General features: G+C 70.6%; 14 protein-coding genes. 3 read left to right on the plus strand and 11 right to left on the minus strand.

Translation table 11 applies throughout. The features are described from left to right. Window positions 1–10: 10 nt before the first annotated feature. Window positions 11–820 (plus strand): crotonase/enoyl-CoA hydratase family protein, encoded by an 810-nt coding sequence (locus ACIBG8_RS22430; RefSeq protein ID WP_397344817.1) that lies wholly within the window; start codon window positions 11–13, stop codon window positions 818–820. Here the strand turns inward: ACIBG8_RS22430 and ACIBG8_RS22435 are convergent. The 5 genes from ACIBG8_RS22435 to ACIBG8_RS22455 form a co-directional block, all read right to left on the minus strand. Beyond that, window positions 797–1,900, minus strand: a complete 1,104-nt coding sequence (locus ACIBG8_RS22435) for an NAD(P)H-dependent flavin oxidoreductase (protein ID WP_397344818.1) — start codon at window positions 1,898–1,900, stop codon at window positions 797–799. The genes ACIBG8_RS22430 and ACIBG8_RS22435 overlap by 24 nt on opposite strands. A gap of 88 nt (window positions 1,901–1,988) precedes the next feature. Continuing rightward, on the minus strand, window positions 1,989–2,714 hold the full coding sequence (locus ACIBG8_RS22440) for an SDR family NAD(P)-dependent oxidoreductase (RefSeq protein WP_397344820.1): 726 nt from the start codon (window positions 2,712–2,714) through the stop codon (window positions 1,989–1,991). After that, window positions 2,711–3,994, minus strand: a complete 1,284-nt coding sequence (locus ACIBG8_RS22445; protein ID WP_397344821.1) for an FAD-binding protein — start codon at window positions 3,992–3,994, stop codon at window positions 2,711–2,713. The genes ACIBG8_RS22440 and ACIBG8_RS22445 overlap by 4 nt, the downstream gene beginning before the upstream one ends. Beyond that, complete coding sequence (locus ACIBG8_RS22450) at window positions 3,991–4,902, minus strand: decaprenyl-phosphate phosphoribosyltransferase (protein ID WP_397344822.1); 912 nt, start codon at window positions 4,900–4,902, stop codon at window positions 3,991–3,993. Before ACIBG8_RS22450 ends, ACIBG8_RS22445 begins: the two co-directional genes overlap by 4 nt. Continuing rightward, window positions 4,902–5,813 (minus strand): DUF3068 domain-containing protein, encoded by a 912-nt coding sequence (locus ACIBG8_RS22455; protein WP_397344823.1) that lies wholly within the window; start codon window positions 5,811–5,813, stop codon window positions 4,902–4,904. Before ACIBG8_RS22455 ends, ACIBG8_RS22450 begins: the two co-directional genes overlap by 1 nt. Before the next feature lie 148 nt (window positions 5,814–5,961). Between ACIBG8_RS22455 and ACIBG8_RS22460 the strand changes: the two genes are divergently transcribed. Further along, a complete protein-coding gene (locus ACIBG8_RS22460; RefSeq protein WP_397344824.1) occupies window positions 5,962–7,158 on the plus strand; it encodes an acyltransferase family protein in 1,197 nt (398 codons plus the stop codon). Here ACIBG8_RS22460 and ACIBG8_RS22465 read toward each other — a convergent pair. Further along, entirely contained in the window at window positions 7,101–8,918 is a 1,818-nt protein-coding gene (locus ACIBG8_RS22465; protein ID WP_397344825.1) for a hypothetical protein, read from the minus strand. The two genes, ACIBG8_RS22460 and ACIBG8_RS22465, sit on opposite strands and share 58 nt — an antisense overlap. A gap of 94 nt (window positions 8,919–9,012) precedes the next feature. Between ACIBG8_RS22465 and ACIBG8_RS22470 the strand changes: the two genes are divergently transcribed. Beyond that, window positions 9,013–9,753, plus strand: coding sequence for a class I SAM-dependent methyltransferase (locus ACIBG8_RS22470; protein ID WP_397344826.1), 741 nt, complete (start codon window positions 9,013–9,015; stop codon window positions 9,751–9,753). On the opposite strand, the gene ACIBG8_RS22475 is transcribed toward ACIBG8_RS22470, so the two are convergent. From ACIBG8_RS22475 to ACIBG8_RS22495, 5 genes are all read right to left on the minus strand, one after another. Further along, on the minus strand, window positions 9,694–10,677 hold the full coding sequence (locus ACIBG8_RS22475) for a DUF3068 domain-containing protein (RefSeq protein ID WP_397344827.1): 984 nt from the start codon (window positions 10,675–10,677) through the stop codon (window positions 9,694–9,696). The genes ACIBG8_RS22470 and ACIBG8_RS22475 overlap by 60 nt on opposite strands. Beyond that, the gene (locus ACIBG8_RS22480) at window positions 10,674–12,512 is read right to left on the minus strand and encodes a hypothetical protein (protein ID WP_397344829.1); all 1,839 of its coding nucleotides are present in this window, start codon (window positions 12,510–12,512) and stop codon (window positions 10,674–10,676) included. Before ACIBG8_RS22480 ends, ACIBG8_RS22475 begins: the two co-directional genes overlap by 4 nt. Continuing rightward, window positions 12,509–16,657 carry an alpha-(1->3)-arabinofuranosyltransferase gene (locus ACIBG8_RS22485; RefSeq protein ID WP_397344830.1) on the minus strand — a complete coding sequence of 1,383 codons (4,149 nt, stop codon included), beginning with the start codon at window positions 16,655–16,657 and terminating at the stop codon, window positions 12,509–12,511. The genes ACIBG8_RS22480 and ACIBG8_RS22485 overlap by 4 nt, the downstream gene beginning before the upstream one ends. After that, complete coding sequence (locus ACIBG8_RS22490; protein ID WP_397344831.1) at window positions 16,654–17,826, minus strand: glycosyltransferase family 4 protein; 1,173 nt, start codon at window positions 17,824–17,826, stop codon at window positions 16,654–16,656. Before ACIBG8_RS22490 ends, ACIBG8_RS22485 begins: the two co-directional genes overlap by 4 nt. 147 nt (window positions 17,827–17,973) lie before the next feature. Next, entirely contained in the window at window positions 17,974–18,105 is a 132-nt protein-coding gene (locus ACIBG8_RS22495; protein ID WP_397344832.1) for a hypothetical protein, read from the minus strand. Window positions 18,106–18,111 lie beyond the last annotated feature (6 nt).

Here is an 18,111-nt window from a genome sequence, read left to right on the forward strand (position 1 = left end):
GCTGAGGCGCATGGAACTTCTGCCGATCAGCACCCCGCACTGCCGGATCGAACGCGACGGCCACGTCGTGACCGTCACCATGGACAGGCCGGAGGCGCGCAACGCGCTCTCCTCCGACATGCTGGTCGGCCTGGCCTCCGCCTGGGCGTACGTCTCGCAGGAGCAGGACGTGCGCGTCGCGATCCTCACCGGCGCGAGCGGTACTTTCTGCGCTGGCGCCGACCTCAAGGCCATGGGTTCACCGTCGAGTGATCCAGAGGTGCAGGCGCGGGCCGCGCAGATCCCCAACTTCCACTGGAAGGGCCTGCTCCGCGAGGAGCTGCCGACCAAGCCCATCGTCTGCGCGGTGGAGGGCTACGCGGTGGCGGGCGGCACGGAGCTGCTGATCGGCACCGACCTGCGCGTGGTCGCCGAGTCCTCGACGCTGGGCCTCTTCGAGGCGAAGAGGGCCCTGTTCCCCATGGGCGGCGCCGCGATCAGGCTCCCCCGCCAGATTCCCTATTGCCACGCCATGGACCTGTTGCTGACCGGCCGCTCCATCACCGCGGCTGAGGCCCTGTCGATGGGCCTGGTCAACAAGGTCGTCCCGGACGGCCAGGCCCTGGCAGCGGCGAGGGAGCTAGCCGACGACATCGCCTCCTCGGGCCCGCTCGCCGTCCAGGCCATCCTCCGCACCTACCGCGACACCCTGGGCCTGCCCGAGGTGGAGGCCCTGAAGGTGTCGGACGAGCTGGGCTGGCCCGTGATCGGCTCCGAGGACGCCCGCGAGGGCTCGCGGGCGTTCAAGGAGAAGCGCTCAGCCCTCTACCAGGGTCGATAGCCGCTCCGTCGCCTCGACGTACTCCTCGATCAGGCCGAAGACGACGTCCTTGGTCGAGCGGACCTGGTTCATGGTGCCGATGATCTGCCCGGCCGGGAAGGTGGCGAGCTCGGCCGCGTCGGAGCGGCCGATCCTGCGCAGGGCGTCGGACACCAGCATGAACTGCAGGGGCATCGGCAGCGTGCCCGGGGAGTCCTCGGCCTCCCAGGCCTCGGTCCACTCGTTCTTGAGCAGCCGCGCGGGCTTGCCGGTCCAGCTCCTGGAGCGGACGGTGTCGCGGGAGGTGGCCTCCAGGATGCGCTGCTTGGCCATCGCCGGGGTGTCCGCCTCCTCGACGGTCAGCCAGATGGAGCCCGTCCACACGCCCTCCGCGCCCAGGGCCAGGCCCGCGGCCATCTGGCGGCCGTTGCCGATGCCGCCCGCCGCCAGGACGGGGACGTCGACGGCGTCGACCACCTGCGGGATCAGGACCATCGTGGAGATCTCGCCGGTGTGGCCCCCGGCCTCGGTGCCCTGGGCGACGACGACGTCCACACCCACCTCGACCTGCTTCAGGGCGTGGCGCGGGGTGGAGGCGAGGGCGGCCACCTTGACGCCGTGCGCGTGGGCGAGCTCGACCACGTCGGCGGGGGGCGGGCCGAGGGCGTTGGCGAGCAGGGCGATGGGGTGGCGCAGGGCCACTTCGACCTGCGGGCGGGCGGTGGCGTCCGTCCAGCCGAGGAGGACCTTGCCCGAGTCGGCAGACCCGAGCTCGGGCACGCCGTGCTTGGCGAGCAGGTCGTCCACGAACTGCCGGTGACCGGCCGGGATCATGCCCTGGAGGCGGCCGACGAGCTCCTCAGGCGCGAAGTCGGCGCCCTCGTAGGAGGCGGGCATGACGACGTCCACGCCGTACGGCTTGCCGTCCACGTTGGCGTCGATCCAGTTGAGCTCCACCTCGAGCTCTTCCGGCGTGAAGTAGAGGGCGCCGAGCACGCCCATGCCTCCCGCGCGGCTGACGGCGGCGACCACGTCGCGGCAGTGGGAGAAGGCGAAGATCGGGAACTCGATACCGAACATGTCTGTGACACGGGTCCGCATGCGCCCGACGATACGACCGCCCCATGGCAAACTGCAACGCGTTCTAGTCTAGAACATTCAGTCTGTTCCGGGTTTTGGAGAACGCGTTCTAGCGGGGCATGCGGCGCCAGATCGCGCGCGGCAGCAGTTTCATGACGGCGAAGACCCAGCCGAGCTTCGCGGGCACCCAGACGCTCGCCACGCCGGAGCGCAGCGCGGCCACCGTGGCGTCGGCGACCTCGCCGGGCGTGCAGGCCATCGGCGCGGGCTTCATGCCCTCCGTCATGCGGCCGATCACGAAGCCGGGCCGGACGACCAGGACACTGGCCCCCGAGCCGTGCAGGGCGTCGCCCAGGCCCTGGCCGAAGCCGTCCAGGCCCGCCTTGGTCGAGCCGTACACGAAGTTGGCCCTGCGCACCCGCGCGCCCGCCACGGACGAGAGGACGACGAGCGTGCCGTGGCCCTGCTCGCGCAGGACGCGGGCCGCGTGCAGCCCGACGGACACGTGCCCGCCGAAGTTCACCGCGACCGCTTCGGCCGCCGCGGCCGGGTCGGCGTCATAAACGTCCTGGGTGCCGAGCACGCCGAAGGCGGAGATCACCACGTCGAGGTCCCCGACCAGCGCGACGGCCTTGTCGAACACCTCCCGGTGCGAGTGGACGTCCAGCGCGTCGAAGTCCAGCACGTGGACCTCACCGGCCAGAGAGGGCGCCTCGAGCGACCGCCCGGCCAGCACCACGCGGGACGCGCCCAGCCGCTCCACGATCGCGAGGCCGATCTCGCTCCTGCCGCCCAGCAGCAGGACCGTGTCGACCGCGCCCAGGGAGTTCTTCACAGCCGCAGCCTCCTGCCCAGGTCGGACTGGAACAGTCCGTGCGGATCGACATCGTCGCGGATCGCGCGCCACTCCGCCAACCGGGGGTAGGTGAGCGGCATCAGCGAGGCGGGCATCCGCGAGTCCTTGGCCAGGTAGAGCCGCCCACCGGCGGCAGCGACCCACTCGTCGAACGTGTGCAGCAGCCGCGCCAGCCCCGGCTGCCCGGCGGGCACGTCGAAGGCCAGCGTCCAGCCCGGCGTCGGGAACGACAACATCCCCCGCGACCCAGCGCCGAAGCGCTTGAGCACCGGGACGAAGGTCGGCATCCCCCGCAGCCGCCCCACGATCGCCCGCAGGGTCTCCTCGGCGCCGAACGGCACGACGAACTGGTACTGCACGAACCCCCGGGGCCCGTACATCCGGTTCCATCCGTCGATCCCGTCCAGCGGGTGGAAGAACGGCGAGATTCCCTGAAAAATCGTCTTACGCCGAGGCGCCTTGTAATACCAGGCCAGGTTGAACGCCTCCACGGTCGCCCGGTTGAGCAGCCCGTTCGGCGCCCACGGCGGCGCTGTCAGCCTGGTACGCGGCGCGAACTCCAGCGACCCCCGCTCGACGTGGTCGCCACGCGTCAGCACCCCTCGCCCGCGCCCCCCGATCAGGTCGATCCAGGCGACGGTGTAGCGGTAACGATCGTCTCCTGAGCTCAGCGCGGCCAGCGTCTCGTCCAGGTCGCGGGTGCGCTCGACGTCCACCCGCATCAGCGCGCTCCCGATCGGCACGCAGGCAAACTCCGCCGAGGTGACGACCCCGGTCAGCCCCATCCCGCCCACGGTCGCCCAGAACAGCGGGTCGTCCTGCCCCAGCCGCCTGGCCTGGCCGTCCGCGGTGACCAGGGTGAGCGCGCGCACGTGCGCGCCGAAGGAGGAGTCGCGGTGGTGGTTCTTGCCGTGCACGTCGGCGGCGATCGCCCCGCCCACGGTCACCTGCCTGGTGCCCGGACTGACCGGGACGAACCAGCCGCGCGGCACCAGCGCGGTCATCAGCTCGTGCAGGCTCACCCCGGCGTCCGCCGTCACCACGCCGTCGGCGAAGCTCCACGACGACAGGCCCGTGCAGTCGAGCACGAGACCGCCGGAGTTCTGCGCCGCGTCGCCGTACGACCTGCCCAGGCCCCTGGCGACGACCCCGCGCGCGCTCGCCTCGACGACCAGCTTGCGCACGTCCTCGCAGGTGGACGGGCGTGCCACCGTGGCCGGGCTGGGCGACGTGCGGCCCCAGCCAGTCAGAAACGTCATGTCAGATAGATCCCCGCGACGACCAGCAGGACCTGGGCCGCGATGAAGACCTGCAACGGCCGGTCACGCAGCACGAGCTCCTCCGGTTCCTCTCCCACACCTCTGTCGACGAGAAGACTATGCCGCAGCACGATCAGGACGAAGGGGACGATGCTCAGCCCGTAGAAGAGGCTCGGGTGTTCGTTGAGCGCCCACAGGCAGTAGGTGACGATCATCGCGCCGGAGCACATGGCCCTGACCGAGGCCAGGTAGGACGGCGAGTAGGCGGCCAGCGTGGCCCGCGTGCCGTTCGCCCCCTGGGCGCGCAGCTCTGCCTCGCGCTTGCCCGCCACGATCTGCAGCGCGCCCAGCGAGAAGACCACCAGGAACCAGCCGGTGACCGGCACGTCGACCGCGACCGCTCCGGCGAAGGCCCTGATGACGTGGCATCCGGCGACCGCGACGAGGTCGACGACCTCCTGGTGCTTGAGCCAGAAGGTGTAGGAGAAGGTGAGCACGAGGTAGCCGGCGACGACGGCGGGCAGCTTCCACGACCCGGTCAGCGCGGCTGTGGCGGGCGCCAGGGCGACCAGCACGACGCCGGCGACCCTGGCCTGCCGTACGGAGATCACGCCCGCTGCGATGGGACGCAGCCGCTTGCGCGGGTGGCGGCGGTCCGCCTCGACGTCGGCCGCGTCGTTGAGCAGGTAGGACCCGCTGGCCGCCAGGCAGAACGCGACGAAGGCCACCAGCGCCCCGAAGAACCCCGGCCAGGTGGTCAGCACCCCGGCGGCGGCCGGAGCGCCGAAGACCAGCAGGTTCTTGATCCACTGGACCGGCCTGGCCGCCCGGACGAAGCCTCGCAACACGGACCACGAAGCCGCCGGCCGAGCGGCCGGCGGCTGGGTGATCACGCTGTCAGAACCCATCAACCCTCGCGTCGCCTGCGCATCATCAGGACGCCGCCCACGATCAGCACCAGGCCCAGGACGACCAGGACCAGCGGGATCGTGGTCTTGATCAGCCCGATCTGGCCCTTGCCGTCAGAGGCGGCCTTGACGAGCGAGTCGACGGTGGCCGGGGTCATCATCGCGGTCGCGACGAACGCCTTGGAGCGCTCGACGCCGTCCGCGGACTTGAGGACCTCGTTGCGCTGCTGCTCCTGCTTGACCGGCGAGCCGGTGACGGGCTCGATCCACAGGGTGTTCTTGCCGGTGTACAGGTGGTCGAGCTGCACGTCGCCCTCGTCGGGCATGTTGAAGACCGAGGCGGGAGCCGTCACGGTCTCGAGCTTGGTCTCCGGGATGTCCTGCTCGAACTTGTAGACCGCCAGCCCGTTGACCTGGTCCTCGCCGACGTACTTGGCCTCGAAGGCCTTGCCCGTGGTGGAGTTGAACACCTTGTAGGGCTTCTTCTCCACGTCGAAGGGGAACTTGTAGATCTGCCCCTCCAGCGTGACCGGGGTCTTGTCGATGCTGACGCCGCAGCAGTTCATGCCGACGCCGGTGTACTTGTCGAAGGCGCTGCGCCGCTCGGAGAAGCTGACGTCCTCCTTGTGGTTGGTGACGTCGCGCACCGCGGTGAACTCGTCCCACACCACCCGGCTGCCCGAGGCGGCGGCGACGTCGCCACGGGTGGTCACGGTGATGTCGAGGTCGCCGGTGAGGACTTTGAGATCGCCCTTGCTGAAGTATTGGGCCGACTTCGCCTCAAGCTTGGCGACGCCGTACTGATTGGGCTTGGCCGCGATGAGCGCCGTCCCGATCTGGAACCGGACGAGCGGCCCTAGCACGAGTAGGAATGCTCCGAGACCTAGGAGCACGATTCCCGCACGGCGCATGGATCCTCCTGGAGGGGCTCAGTGGGGGGATGCTGAGACGAGCGCCCGATATGTACTGAAAACAAGTTCTACTGCGCGGTAATGTTAATGCGGCCTAGTGATCCACGTCACCGAGGGATGCGAAATAGTGACCGAAACAGGTTCTAGGTTGGCGCCTCTCGATGGTGTCCGGGCCCTGGCCGCCTTTGCCGTGCTCGTCTTCCACGTCGCCATGGAGTCCGGCGCGGCGCTGGAGAAGGGGTTCTTCGGCGGGCTGCTGTCCCGCGGCGAGATCGGGGTGCCGATCTTCTTCACCCTGTCAGGCCTGCTGCTGTACCGCCCTTGGGTGAGCGAGGTGCTGGAGGACGGCAGGCGCCCGGAGACGCAGACCTACCTGTGGAAGCGGTTCTTCCGCATCATGCCCGCCTACTGGCTGGTCGTCGCGGTCGCGCTGCTGCTCTGGGGCGAGGCGCACCGCACCGACCCGTGGACGTGGGGCGAGATGCTCCTCCTGCTCCACAACTACGACATCGAGCACTGGTGGTACGGCCTGGGCCCGCGCGGCCTCGGCCAGATGTGGAGCCTCAGCGTCGAGCTGGCCTTCTACCTCACCCTGCCGCTGATGGCGTACCTGCTGCGCCGCTTCGCCCAGCGCGGCGGCGGCGACGTGGCCAGGCGGGCCAAGCGGCTGCTGATCGGTCTGGCCGTCTTCGCCGCGCTCTCCTTCGTCTACACGATCTTCGAGTTCTACCCCGACTACCGGCCGTGGATGAACATGTGGCTGCCGCGCTCGTGGACGTTCTTCGTCCCGGGCATGGCGCTCGCCGTCATCTCCGTCTGGGCCAAGGTCGAGGACGGCCCGGCCAGGCGGATCGTCGCCGCGGTGTCGTCCTCGTGGGGCACCCTGTGGCTGATCGCGGCCCTGGCCTACGTGATCGCCGCCACGCCCGTCACCGGGCCGCGGTTCGTGGGCATCGACGGCGTCTGGACGGCGGTCAGCGAGCTGCTGCTCTACTCGATCATCGCCTTCAGCCTCGTCGCCCCGGCGGCGCTGCTGCAGCCGGGGCCGTCCACGGTCGGCAGGCTGCTGGGCGGCCGCGTGATGAGCTATCTCGGCCGCATCTCCTACGGCGTCTTCCTGTGGCAGTTCGTCGTGCTCTACCTCTGGTACGACTTCACCGGACAGCAGCCGTGGCAGGGCAACATGCCGGTGAACCTGGTGGCCGTCCTGGTGATCACCGTGATCGTCGCCCACCTGACCTACCAGTACGTCGAGGAGCCCGCCAGGCGGCTGATCCGCTACGTGCCTCAGCGCGGGGCGGGGCCAGGCTCGCCGAAGGCCACGGCCCTCAAGCAGAAGGTCTGAGGGCGCCACGAGGTCGGCGTGATCGTCATGCCCTTGCCCACCCCGTCGTGCGGCACGTAGAACAGCGCGCCCATCGGCGTGGTGGCGGGCAGCTCGGCCGCCTTCCTGACGCCGCCCAGGTCGACGGCGACGGTGACCGGCTCTGAGCTGACGTAGCCGAGCACCGCGACCGGCATCGGCCCGCCGTACGACTCCACGGGGAAGACCTTCGACTGCGCGTAGCACTTGGGCGTCGCGTCGAAGAACGGCAGCACCCGGACGACGGGCACGAGCCTGCCGTCGTCGCCGAACACGTACGGAGAACCGGTCGGGCGGGGGTTGAGCATCTTCTCCTTGACCCCGTCAGGCGCGAGCGGCGACAGCACGTAGGAGGTGAGCCTGCGGTTGCCGTTCCACGGCAGGACGATGCTCTCCGGCACCGGCCGCGAGAAGATCTCCGCGTTCTCCGGCGCCGCCGCCAGCGAGGTGCGCGCCGCGTCGAGGTAGGCCTTGACCCGGTCGCCGCTGAGCGTCTTCTCGTAGCCGTTGATGGAGATCAGCGACGCCACCAGGAACGCCGCCGTCAGCAGCGCGCCGACGATCGGCAGCGAGTTGGGCAGCCTGCGCCGGACGGCGTCCGGCTCGTCCTTGACCGGCATGGCGGCCAGCGCCAGGCAGATGGCGAAGACGAGCGCCGCGTCGGCCACGTAGCGGGTCTCGGCCCCCACGAGGTCCCAGGCGGACGCCCTGGCCAGCACGGTGGGCACGGCGTCCGCCGCCACCACGTACCCGGCCAGCACGAACCAGGCCCGCCAGGCGCGCCTGCGGTAGAAGCAGGTCACCGCGATCAGCGCCCCGATGACCACCCAGGCCGCGATCACCGCCAGTGTCGTGGGGTCCGCCAGCCCGCCGTTCGGCGTCACCCCGCCCCAGCGCAGCGGCCCGCCGACGGCGCCGGTCGGGAACGTCTGCCCGAGCAGCCGCCTGACCAGTCCAGGCACCACGTCGGCGTTCGGCGCGTTGAGCGCGTCGGCGCCCGTGGTGTCGCGGCGCAGCAGGTATAACGCCGCGTACCCGGCCAGGACGAGGCCGTGCACCCACCACACGGGCCTGCGCAGCTCGGCCAGTGCCGAGCGCCACCACATCCCGGTCCCCAGGAAGGCGCTGCTGAGCGCGAACACCAGGAAGGGGATGAAGACCCCCTTGGTGGAGAAAGCCATCCCCACGATCGTCCACAGGACGCTCAGCCACCGCCCCCTGCCCGTCTGGACGTACTTGACGTGCGCCGCCAGCGCGGCCACCACGGCGAGCTGCAGCGGCACCGCGTTGAGCGCCGCCGACCACCAGCTGAGCGCGGGCACGGTGAGCGGAGCGAACACGTAGACCGTGAGGACGGCGAGCACGCCGAACCGGTCGCCGAACAGCCGCCGCAGCAGGACCAGCATCATCCCCGAGGCGGCCGCCTGGATGGCGAGCATCACGACCGAGACCAGCGACCAGCTGTAGGGCGCCATCCTGGTCAGCGCCCACACCAGCGCCAGCGCGCCGGGCATGAGGTGCCCCTTGTGCACGTGCGTGAGGTAGTCCCAGGTCAGGCCGGTCCTGTCGGCATCGGCGACGAACAGGAAGTCGTCCTCGATGAAGTAGGCCTTGCCCAGCACGCTCGCCTTGAAGGCCAGCGAGATCACGATGAGCACGATGCCGAAGGTGATCACCGGCCCGGGGCGCAGGGCGGGCAGCGTGATCTGGAAACTAGTGGTGCGCTGCTCGTCGACGGTCACAGCCCCTCCTTCGTCGGGGCTGTGACCAAGGTGCTGTGTTTATTTGTTCTTTCGCTCTGCTCATTCACGGTTACTCCTTAGTAGGCTCCGGCGCGTGGAGACCCCAGAACGCTTCCGCGCGGATCTTGCGAGGTCGGTGCGGCTGCTGCGCGCCTTCCGGTTGGAGCAGAGCGACCCGGACTTCTTCTACGGCACGCTGGCCAGGGACACGGTCGCGCAGCTCAGCACCTACACCGACCTCGACGGCAAGACCGTGGTGGACGTGGGAGGCGGCCCCGGCTACTTCACCGAGGCGCTGAGCGCGGCCGGGGCGCGCTCGGTGTGCATCGACTGCGACGCGGGCGAGCTGCAGTTGCACCGCGACGACATGCCCGACGGGGCGATCCTGGGCAGCGCGCTCGACCTGCCGCTGGCAGACGGCTCCGTCGACGTGTGCTTCTCGTCCAACGTGCTGGAGCACGTGCCCGACCCGCTGCGCATGGCCGACGAGATGGTCAGGGTGACCAGGCCGGGCGGCGTCGTCTACCTGTCGTACACGATCTGGCTGTCGCCCTGGGGCGGCCACGAGACCTCCCCGTGGCACTACCTGGGCGGCCACCGCGCCGCCCGGCGCTACGCCGCGAAGAACGGCAGGCCGCCCAAGAACGTGTTCGGCGAGAGCATGTACGCGGCGAGCGTCGCCAAGCCGCTGGGCTGGGCCAGGCGCAACAGGGACGTCGAGATCCTCGATGCGATCCCCCGCTACCATCCCCGCTGGGCTCGCCATGTCGTGCTCCTACCTGGCATCCGCGAGATCGTCACCTGGAACCTGCTCCTCGTGCTGAGGCGCAGGTGAGGTCCGCCTGCTGAGCCAGAGCCCGGCGGCTATGCAGGCGATTCCGAGGACGGCGCCGCCGATCGGCACGATGATCTCCAGCCAGAGGATCCACCGCTGGTAGGCGGCCGCCGCCTGGAGGTTGTTCGCCACCTGCTGTTCCTGGGTCTTGAGCTGCGCGTCCAGCCGTACGACCTGGCCCTGGCCGTCGTCGGAGGTCAGCGTCTCCTTGAGCTGCTCCTCGGTCTTGACGGGCATGCCGCTGTCCGGCTCCACCCAGATCGTGCGGCGGATCTCCACCTGGCGCCACACGTGCGTCTCGCCGGGCCCGGTGAGGCCGAGCGTGCGGCGCGGCAGCGAGGTCACGTCGCCGAACGGCACGCGTTGCTGGAGGGTGCGCTGCTGGAACCGGTAGGTGTCCACGCCCCTGACCCGCTCGACGCCGTCGAAGATCGCCGGGACGGGCTTGCGCAGGCGCAGGTCGTAGACCTGGTAGTCCTTGGGCTCGGTGCTGAACGGCCAGCGGAGCGCCTGGCCGGACTGGACGGCCCTGTGGTCGTCGTCGACGTACTCGCCGCAGCAGTTGACGATGGCGCCGGTGCGCCGGTCGAAGGCGACGCGGCGCTCGTGGTAGTCGAGCCGCCTGCCCGACTCCGTCTCCAGGGAGTTCGACTCCACCCAGACGGCGGTGTCCTCGTCGCCCGCGAGGGGATCGCCCAGCACCCAGCGCGTCATCACCAGCGGACCCGTACGCGTGCGCAGCGTCTCGGGGTCGAGGAAGGTGGCCGACTTGGCGTAGGTCCTACTGAGCGCCTGCTGCTCCAGCGGCAGCCGGAGCACCTGGTCGTGCAGGACGAACCGCATCATCGGGATCATGGTCAGCAGGAAGGCGCCCATCGCGATGAGCGGGAGGGCGGCGCGCCTGCGGTCGATGACGAGTTTCATGGGCGCGGCACGGCCAGTCCGACGGTCACGTCGCCCGCGCAGAACCCGGTTCCGGCCAGCACGACCTTGTCGAGGTTGTCGGGGACCTTCAGGAAGATCTTGCCGATGCCGCTCTTCAGCGCCAGGTCCGTGGGCCGGTCCCCGATCCACAGCGTCACGGTCGTGTCGCTCCTGGCCGAGTAGCCGATCCTGACCAGGGTGCCCTCCCGCTTCGGCGCGGTGTTGAACAGCGGCACCCCGGTCTGCCCGCCGAGCGAGGGCCAGCAGCGGTCCATGGTGGGCGCCTCGCGGCGCTCACCCCAGATCTCCGCGTCGCGCAGCTTGCCCTGGTCGTCGAAGACCATGCCGCGCAGGGCGGGCGGCTGGGCGTACATCTGGGCCCGCACCTTCTCTGAGGCCAGCGGGGCCAGCAGCCGCGAGGTCTGGCTGTAGAGGCCGTAGGAGGACGGCACGACGTCCGGCGGCACCACCCGGTCGTAGACCGACGCACCTGCGGGCAGCTCGGCCAGCGCGGCGCGGGCGTTGTCCAGGTAGTCGTAGCGCCGGTCGGCGCCCATGTGGGTCTCGAAGATCGTCACCGAGGCCAGCGAGGCGGCCAGGAACCCGCCGAACACCACCCCGGAAGCCCCGAACACCAGCTCCCTGGACGGGAGTTTCCGCCTGTACGGCCTGGCCTCGCCGTCCAGGGGCAGCAGCACCAGCCCGAGCACGAGCGCCAGCACCGGCATCGCGTCGGCCACGTAGCGCGAGTCCGTCCCGGCGAACGCGCCCACCAGGTGCACCCGTCCCCAGAGCACCGGCGCCAGGTCGGCGACCAGCAGGTAGCCCAGCAGGATGCCCCACGCCTGCAGGGCGCGCACCCGGTGCAGCGAGGTGACGAGCACCACGGCGCCCAGGACGACCAGCGAGATCACCACGGCGATCGCGGGCGCGGACGTCACCCCCCAGTCGTTGCCCGCGAACCACTGCCAGGGCCCGCCGACGAACGTGGTCGCGAACGTCCTGCCCAGCAGCGCCCAGGTGAACTCGACGGCCGCCTCGATCGACGGCACACCCGTGGTGCTGGGCACCGACATCGAACGGAGCACGTAGAGGACGGCGAACCCGGCCAGCGCCACGACGTAGGCAGCCCAGGCCACCGCGTAGCGGCGCAGCGCGGTGCGCAGCCCGCCGAAGTAGACGACGGCCAGCGCGAACAGCAGCAGGGGCAGCGCGAACGCCTTCACGAAGGTGAGCAGCCCGACCAGGATCCAGAACGTCGCGGCCAGGACGTGCCTGACGCGCCGGTTGCGCAGGTACATCCAGTGCGAGGCCACCGCCATGGGGATGGCGACCTGCAGGAAGACGGTGTTCAGCGCCGCCGCCCACCACACCAGCACGGGCACGGTCAGCGGCGCGAACAGGAACACGGCCAGCGGCACGAGCGTCGCGGGCCGCCGCCCGAAGATCACCCGCAGCATGCGGTAGACGGCCAGGCAGCCCAGCGCGTGCACGACCAGCGTGCTCCCGGCCGCCAGGCCCCAGCTGTACGGGCCGAGCCTGGTCATCACCCACGTCAGCAGGAAGCTGATCGGCATGAACTGCCCGAAGTGCACGCGGGTCAGGTAGTCGAACGACAGCCCGCCCTCCATGGCCCGCGCGACGAACTCGTAGTCGTCCTCCTTGAAGAAGGAGTGCTGGACGACCTCCGCCTTCCACGCCACAGCCAGGGCGATGAGCAGCATCGCGGTGAGGAACACCCCGTGATGGCGGGCCCACAGCCCCAGCCTGACGAGCGGGGCCGGCACGGTCAGAACCACGCCGCCCTGCGCGCTGCGCTCCGTCGTCTCGGTCATCGCACGCCTCCAGAAGCCAGGGCAGGCGCCGCCACGACGGGCTGGACGTGCAGCGGCTCCCGGTCGGCCGGCACCCACGACAGCAGGTAGCCGAGCACGGGGAGGCAGAGCAGTTGCGAGAGCAGGTCCGTGACGGCTCTGCCGTCCAGGAAGGAGCCTACGGCCAGGCTGAGCGCGGCCAGCAGGAACAGGCCGATCGCCACCGGGCCGCTGAGAAGCCACAGCAGCAGGCGGCGTCGCCGCTTGGGACGCACGTGCGCGGCCAGCCGCTGCGGGCGTACGGCCGCGCCGACCAGGAAGCAGCCCGTGACGACCACGAGCCCGGCGGGCCCGCCGACCCAGAAGCCGAACAGCGCGGCCAGCACGGACACCGAGCGCACGCCCAGCTTGGCGGGCACAGCAGGAGCCAGGCGGCGCCGGTGCCTGCGCCCGAACGCCAGGGCGACCACAAACAGCACGAGCACCCCGCCGCCCGCGAGCGTGGCCCGGTAGGGCGCGTCGGGGGTGTAGGTCATGGTCACCTTTCCCGCCGCCCCCTCGGGCAGCACCCACGCCTGGCGCCAGCCGTCCAGCCGGACGGCCGCCAGCGGCACGCCTTCGAGCGTGGCCTGCCAGCCGGCGTTGAAGTTCTCGTTGACCACCAGGTAGGAGTCGCGCTCTGCCTTCACCTCGACGGTGCGCTCGCCCTCGCCCCACGCGCCGACCTTGACAGGTTCGAGCTTGGTGGCCTGCTGGGTGGCCGCGCCGGGCACGCGGCCCACGACGGCCGAGTCGATCCTGTAGGGGTCGAGCGGCGGGACGGACAGCCGGTTGGGCCCGGTCACCAGGTAGGCGCCCTGGCAGGCCTCGAAGGCGAGCGGCTTGCCGGTCACCACGTCGTTGAGCGTGCCACCGACGATCTTGGTGTTCACCGAGGTGCCGTTGACCTCCAGGGTCGGCCCGTACCCGCACGGCAGCCGCAGCTGGAACCCGCCGAGCGCGCCGAGCTTCCTCACCCCGGGGATGCTGATCTCGGCCACCTCCACCGGCCGGTTGCCCAGCGTGGTGAACTCCAGCGTGATCTTCTTGGCGCGCATCGGCGGGAACGAGATCCGCCCGCCCTCGCCGACCCACGCCTCCCGCGTTCCCCCCTCTGACCGTACGGTCACCCGCACGGGCGGCGCGCCGAGGTAGGAGTCGGGGAACAGCAGCGCGAGCCCGGCCAGCTCCTTCTGCTTGGCGAGCTCCACCGTGAGCGTCGGCCTGGCCTGCAGGGGATCGGCGAACCACACCGTCTTCGGGTCCCCGTCGAACGCCCAGCGCCCGCCGGCGGCGCCGTCAGCCACGGCGGTCGAGGACGCCTTCACCGTAAGCGGGTCCCTGGGCAGCGTGGTGAGCCGCTCGATCGTCTCCCTGTCGGTGAGTACGGCCTGGCCGGAGATGAGCGTGTCGCCCTGCGCCGAGGAGACGAAGGTGCGGTCGAAGCCGTGCCCGTCGTCGCCGAGGATCTCCTGCCTGTTGGAGCAGCTCCAGCTCAGCGAGCCCTTGACGCACCCGGCGACGTCGCCCTGCCTGCTCAGCGAGACGGTCGCCTGCTCGTCGCCCTGGTCGGGGTCGGGCACGACGACGCTGCGCCCCGGCTGGACGCCTGGGATGACCAGCTCCTTGATCCCGACGCGGCTGCCGAGCTCGCTCTTGGGCGCGTAGGCGGTCCTGGTGACCTTGACGCGCAGCTTCCTGATCTTCCCGGCGGGCAGGGCGAGGTCCTGGGCGTCGCCGGTCGGGCGCACGGCCTGCCGTACGGTGCCCGCGTCGGTCTCGACGAGCACCTCGGTGGGCGGCGGGCCGATGACGGAGTTCTCGAACGAGATCCGCACGTAGGGGATCTCCATGGGTTCCTGCAGGTCGACCTGCAGCCACTCCCCCACTGCACCGTTCCATCCCGAGGAGCGCCAGCTCGTCTTCTCGTCGCCGTCCAGGGCGGCATAGGGCTGGTGGCCCTGCTCCCTGGTGTTCGGCATGGCGCTGACGTCGGACTCCGAGGTGGAGGCCTTGACGCCCTGGATCTGGAAGTAGATGGCCGAGGAGACGTACCTGCGCCAGGCGGGTTCCACCACGTCGTTGATCGTCGCCGTGCCGCGGAACTTCTCGTCCTGGGTCATGGTCGCGCTCGAGCTCTGCCGCAGGTCGCTGAAGGCCACCTCCCTGCGGCGCAGGGTGTCGGTGACGACGGTGTCGTAGCGCGGGATCTTCGCGGCGCCCGGGTCGTCGCCGACGAGCACGGGCCGGTCGTCGGTGAGCAGGCCCTGCTCGGCGAGGGTGAGCAGCGCCTCGGGCGCACCGGTGACGCGCAGGGGGCGCCTGGCGTCGAGCGTGCCGACGAGCGGCGCCGGGTCGGTGACCTCGTAGACCTCGACGGCCGAGTAGGGCTGGTCGAGCCAGCCGGCGGCCTTGCCGTACTGCAGCTCGCCGACCAGCGCGCCGAAGCCCTGCACGGGCCTGATCCCCGGGGAGTCCGCGATCGCCTGGTGCACGCGGATGGGCCAGGCCGTGCCGATGGTGTTCCTGTCCAGGTCGTTGCGCACGACGAGGTATTTGACGCCCATGCGGCGCAACGTGCTGGTCAGGCCGGCCGAGCCCTTGCCCGCGGCGAAGCGGTCGTCGATCGCCGCGGTCAGCCTCGACACCCCGGCGGAGCCCCAGGGCACGATGGTGTGCGTCGCCCAGCGGGACTGCAGCAGCGGCTGGAGGGGTTCGTCGAGCGGGCGGCCCCACAGGTACTCGCCGCGCTTCGAGCCGGGGACGGCGAGCACCATCCCGTCGCCGGTGTGGCGGTCGAGCCAGGAGATGGCCTGCTTCCAGTAGTCGGGCACCGAGGAGAAGCCGCCCGCCGGAGCCAGTCCGGCCGACAGGATCGGCAGGCAGGACAGCGTCAGCAGGCCCGCGCCGGCCGCGACCAGCGGGGTGCGCCACCGCACCCGCACGCCCACGAGCAGCCCCGCGACGCCGAGCGCCAGCGGCAGCCGGATGAGGGCGTCGAACTTGTGCACGTTGCGGAACGCGGCCAGCGGGCCGTTCATCAGCTCGACCATGAGACCGGCCTGCGGACCGGCGATCGCGCTGATGTGCCCCGTCGTCACGATCGCCACCCCGGCGACCGCGCTGACCAGCAGGAACGTCCGTTCTGGCAGGCCTCGCCTAGCCAGGCCCGCGATGCCCATCCCGGCGACGGCCGCGGTGACCACAATGAGCCAGGCGCGCGCCGACTGCTCGTTCGCGCTCGGCAGCCACACCTGGCCGTCGACGCTGAGGAAGGAGAGCCAGCTCGACGTGCCGCGCAGCACGTTCGTCAGCGAGGTGACGCTGGTCGTGGCCGAGGCGCTCTCGATGTAGGGCAGGAAGGAGAAGGTGAACTTGCCGAGCAGCAGCAGCGGGATGAGCCACCACAGCGACACCGCCGCGACCAGCGCCAGCCACCAGGCGATCAGCCTGCGCTTGCGCGGGCCGCGCGCCCTGGTCAGCAGGTAGAGCAGCGGCACCACCAGGACGGCCAGCTCGGCTGCCGCGTTGACCCCGCCGCAGAACACGAAGGCGACGGCGGAGAGCGCGGCCGCCCGCCGGGGCGACAACTCGCCCTTCGCCCCCTTGACCAGCGGTAGGAGGATCCACGGGAGGATGGCGCTGGGCAGGAACTCCGAGGAGTTGATGCCGATCAGCGCCTGGGCGTGCGGCGCCAGCGCGTAGGCGAACCCGGCCAGGCAGCGGGTGGCCGACCCGCCGATCCCCATGGCCCTGGCCAGTTGCACGACGCCCAGGAAGGCGGCGCACAGCACGAGCGACATCCACAGCCGCTGCACGCTCCACGCGGGCATGCCGAGCTGCAGCCAGAGGCTGTAGAACGGGCCCATCGGGAACAGGTAGCCGTAGGCCTGGTTCTGCAGGTGGCCGAAGTAGTTGCCGTCCCACAGGTGCAGCGCCCTGCCGAGGAAGCCGAGCGGGTTGACCGCCATGTCGATCTTGGTCTCAGAGATGATCTTCTCTGTGGCCGTGTTGTACGCGATGGCGGCAAGGAGCAGGCAGCAGGCGAAAAGCCGCAAGCGGTGCTTGACCCGAGCCTCGAAGGGCTCGGCCGACTCACCCCGACGAGCTGGCGAGTCAAGGGTCACTGAGGCGCTCCGGCACGGCGATCTAGGAGTTCTTTCGCGATAAGTCCGGTAATGCTAGCTCCAGTCCTTCCCCACGTAAATTCCCCTGCCCACTCACGGCAGGCCCGCGCCACCTCCGCCCTGCGCCTCGGGTCCTCGAGCTCCTTTAACGCACGGTCGACCACGTCGCAGAGCCGCTCGCCCTCGCCGACCAGCCAGCCGGTGACGCCGTGCCGTACCGAGTCGCGCAGGCCGCCGACGTCATAGGCCACGGTCGGTACGCCGAGGGCGGCCGCCTCGATGACGGTCAGCCCCCAGCCCTCGAACTCCGAGGCCGTGACGTGCAGCCTGGCCGCGCCCAGCAGGGCGGCCTTGTCTGCGTCCGCCACGTAGCCGTGCAGGTGCACGCGGCCCTTGAGCGCGGGCTCCGCCGCCTGCTCGGCCAGCGGCCCCAGCTCCGGGCCGCGGCCGACGACGTGGACGTGCAGGCCGGGACGGCTCTCGGCGAGCTCCGCTGCCAGCTCGGCGACCTGGTGCACGCGCTTGTGCCTGATCAGGCGGCCGACATAGATGATCATCGGGTCGCCCTGGGCGGCCACGTCGTTGGCGACCGGCGTCGTCGCGTTGCTGCCGTTCGGCACGATGCCGATCGGCGCCAGCCAGCCGAGCCGCTCGCGGATCTCCTCCTTGGAGGACTCGGAGACGGTGATCGTCGGGCGGTTGCGGTAGAGCAGGCGCGCGACCGGGCCCTCGATGAAACAGCCGATCATCGCCAGCCAGCGCGGCAGGAAGACGTGGAACTGACGGTGGTGCACGTGGTGGATCAGGCTCAGCACCACGGTCGAGCGGCGCACGACCAGCGGCGAGAAGAAGGGGATGCCGTTCATCGAGTCGATGACGACGTCGAACCTGTTCCTGCGCAACATCAGCCAGAGCGGCACCAGCAGGTAGACGAGGTAGCAGTTGCCCATGCGGCGGAGGTCGATGCCCTCACGCGACTCGGCGCGCGCCTGGCCGGGCTCGCGTCCGGTGACGAAGGTGACCGCGGCGCCCTGCGCGAGGAGGTGGCGGCAGACCTGCCAGGCGTACTCCTCCGCGCCTCCGGCGGCCGACTGGCTCGGCTCGCGGAAGTTGAGCATCGCCACGCGCACGCCCTGCAGCATGGGCAGCGCGCCTCCCGCGTCCTCCATGCTGATTCGCGGCCGTGGCACAGTCGGCAGGACCGGAGAGGGATCCGCGCTCCGACGGGTGAGAGCCACGCTCGCTCCTTGCTGTCCGGGGCTTTTTGGGCATGGCGAAGCCACGCGCCGTACTTATGGCAGGGGAAGAGGTAGGGGTTAACGGGTGCCGTAGTTGTACAGGGGCGCGTTCGGTGGTGCGGGAACGGGCGAAGCGACATTCACCACCGCGGCCGAGGCGCCGACAGCCAGTACGGCTCCGATCACGAGGGCAATGATCACCTTGAGCACAGCGTC

Origin of the sequence: Nonomuraea sp. NPDC050556 (assembly GCF_044457355.1) — a bacterium.
In the GTDB taxonomy this organism is placed as follows: Bacteria; Actinomycetota; Actinomycetes; order Streptosporangiales; family Streptosporangiaceae; genus Nonomuraea.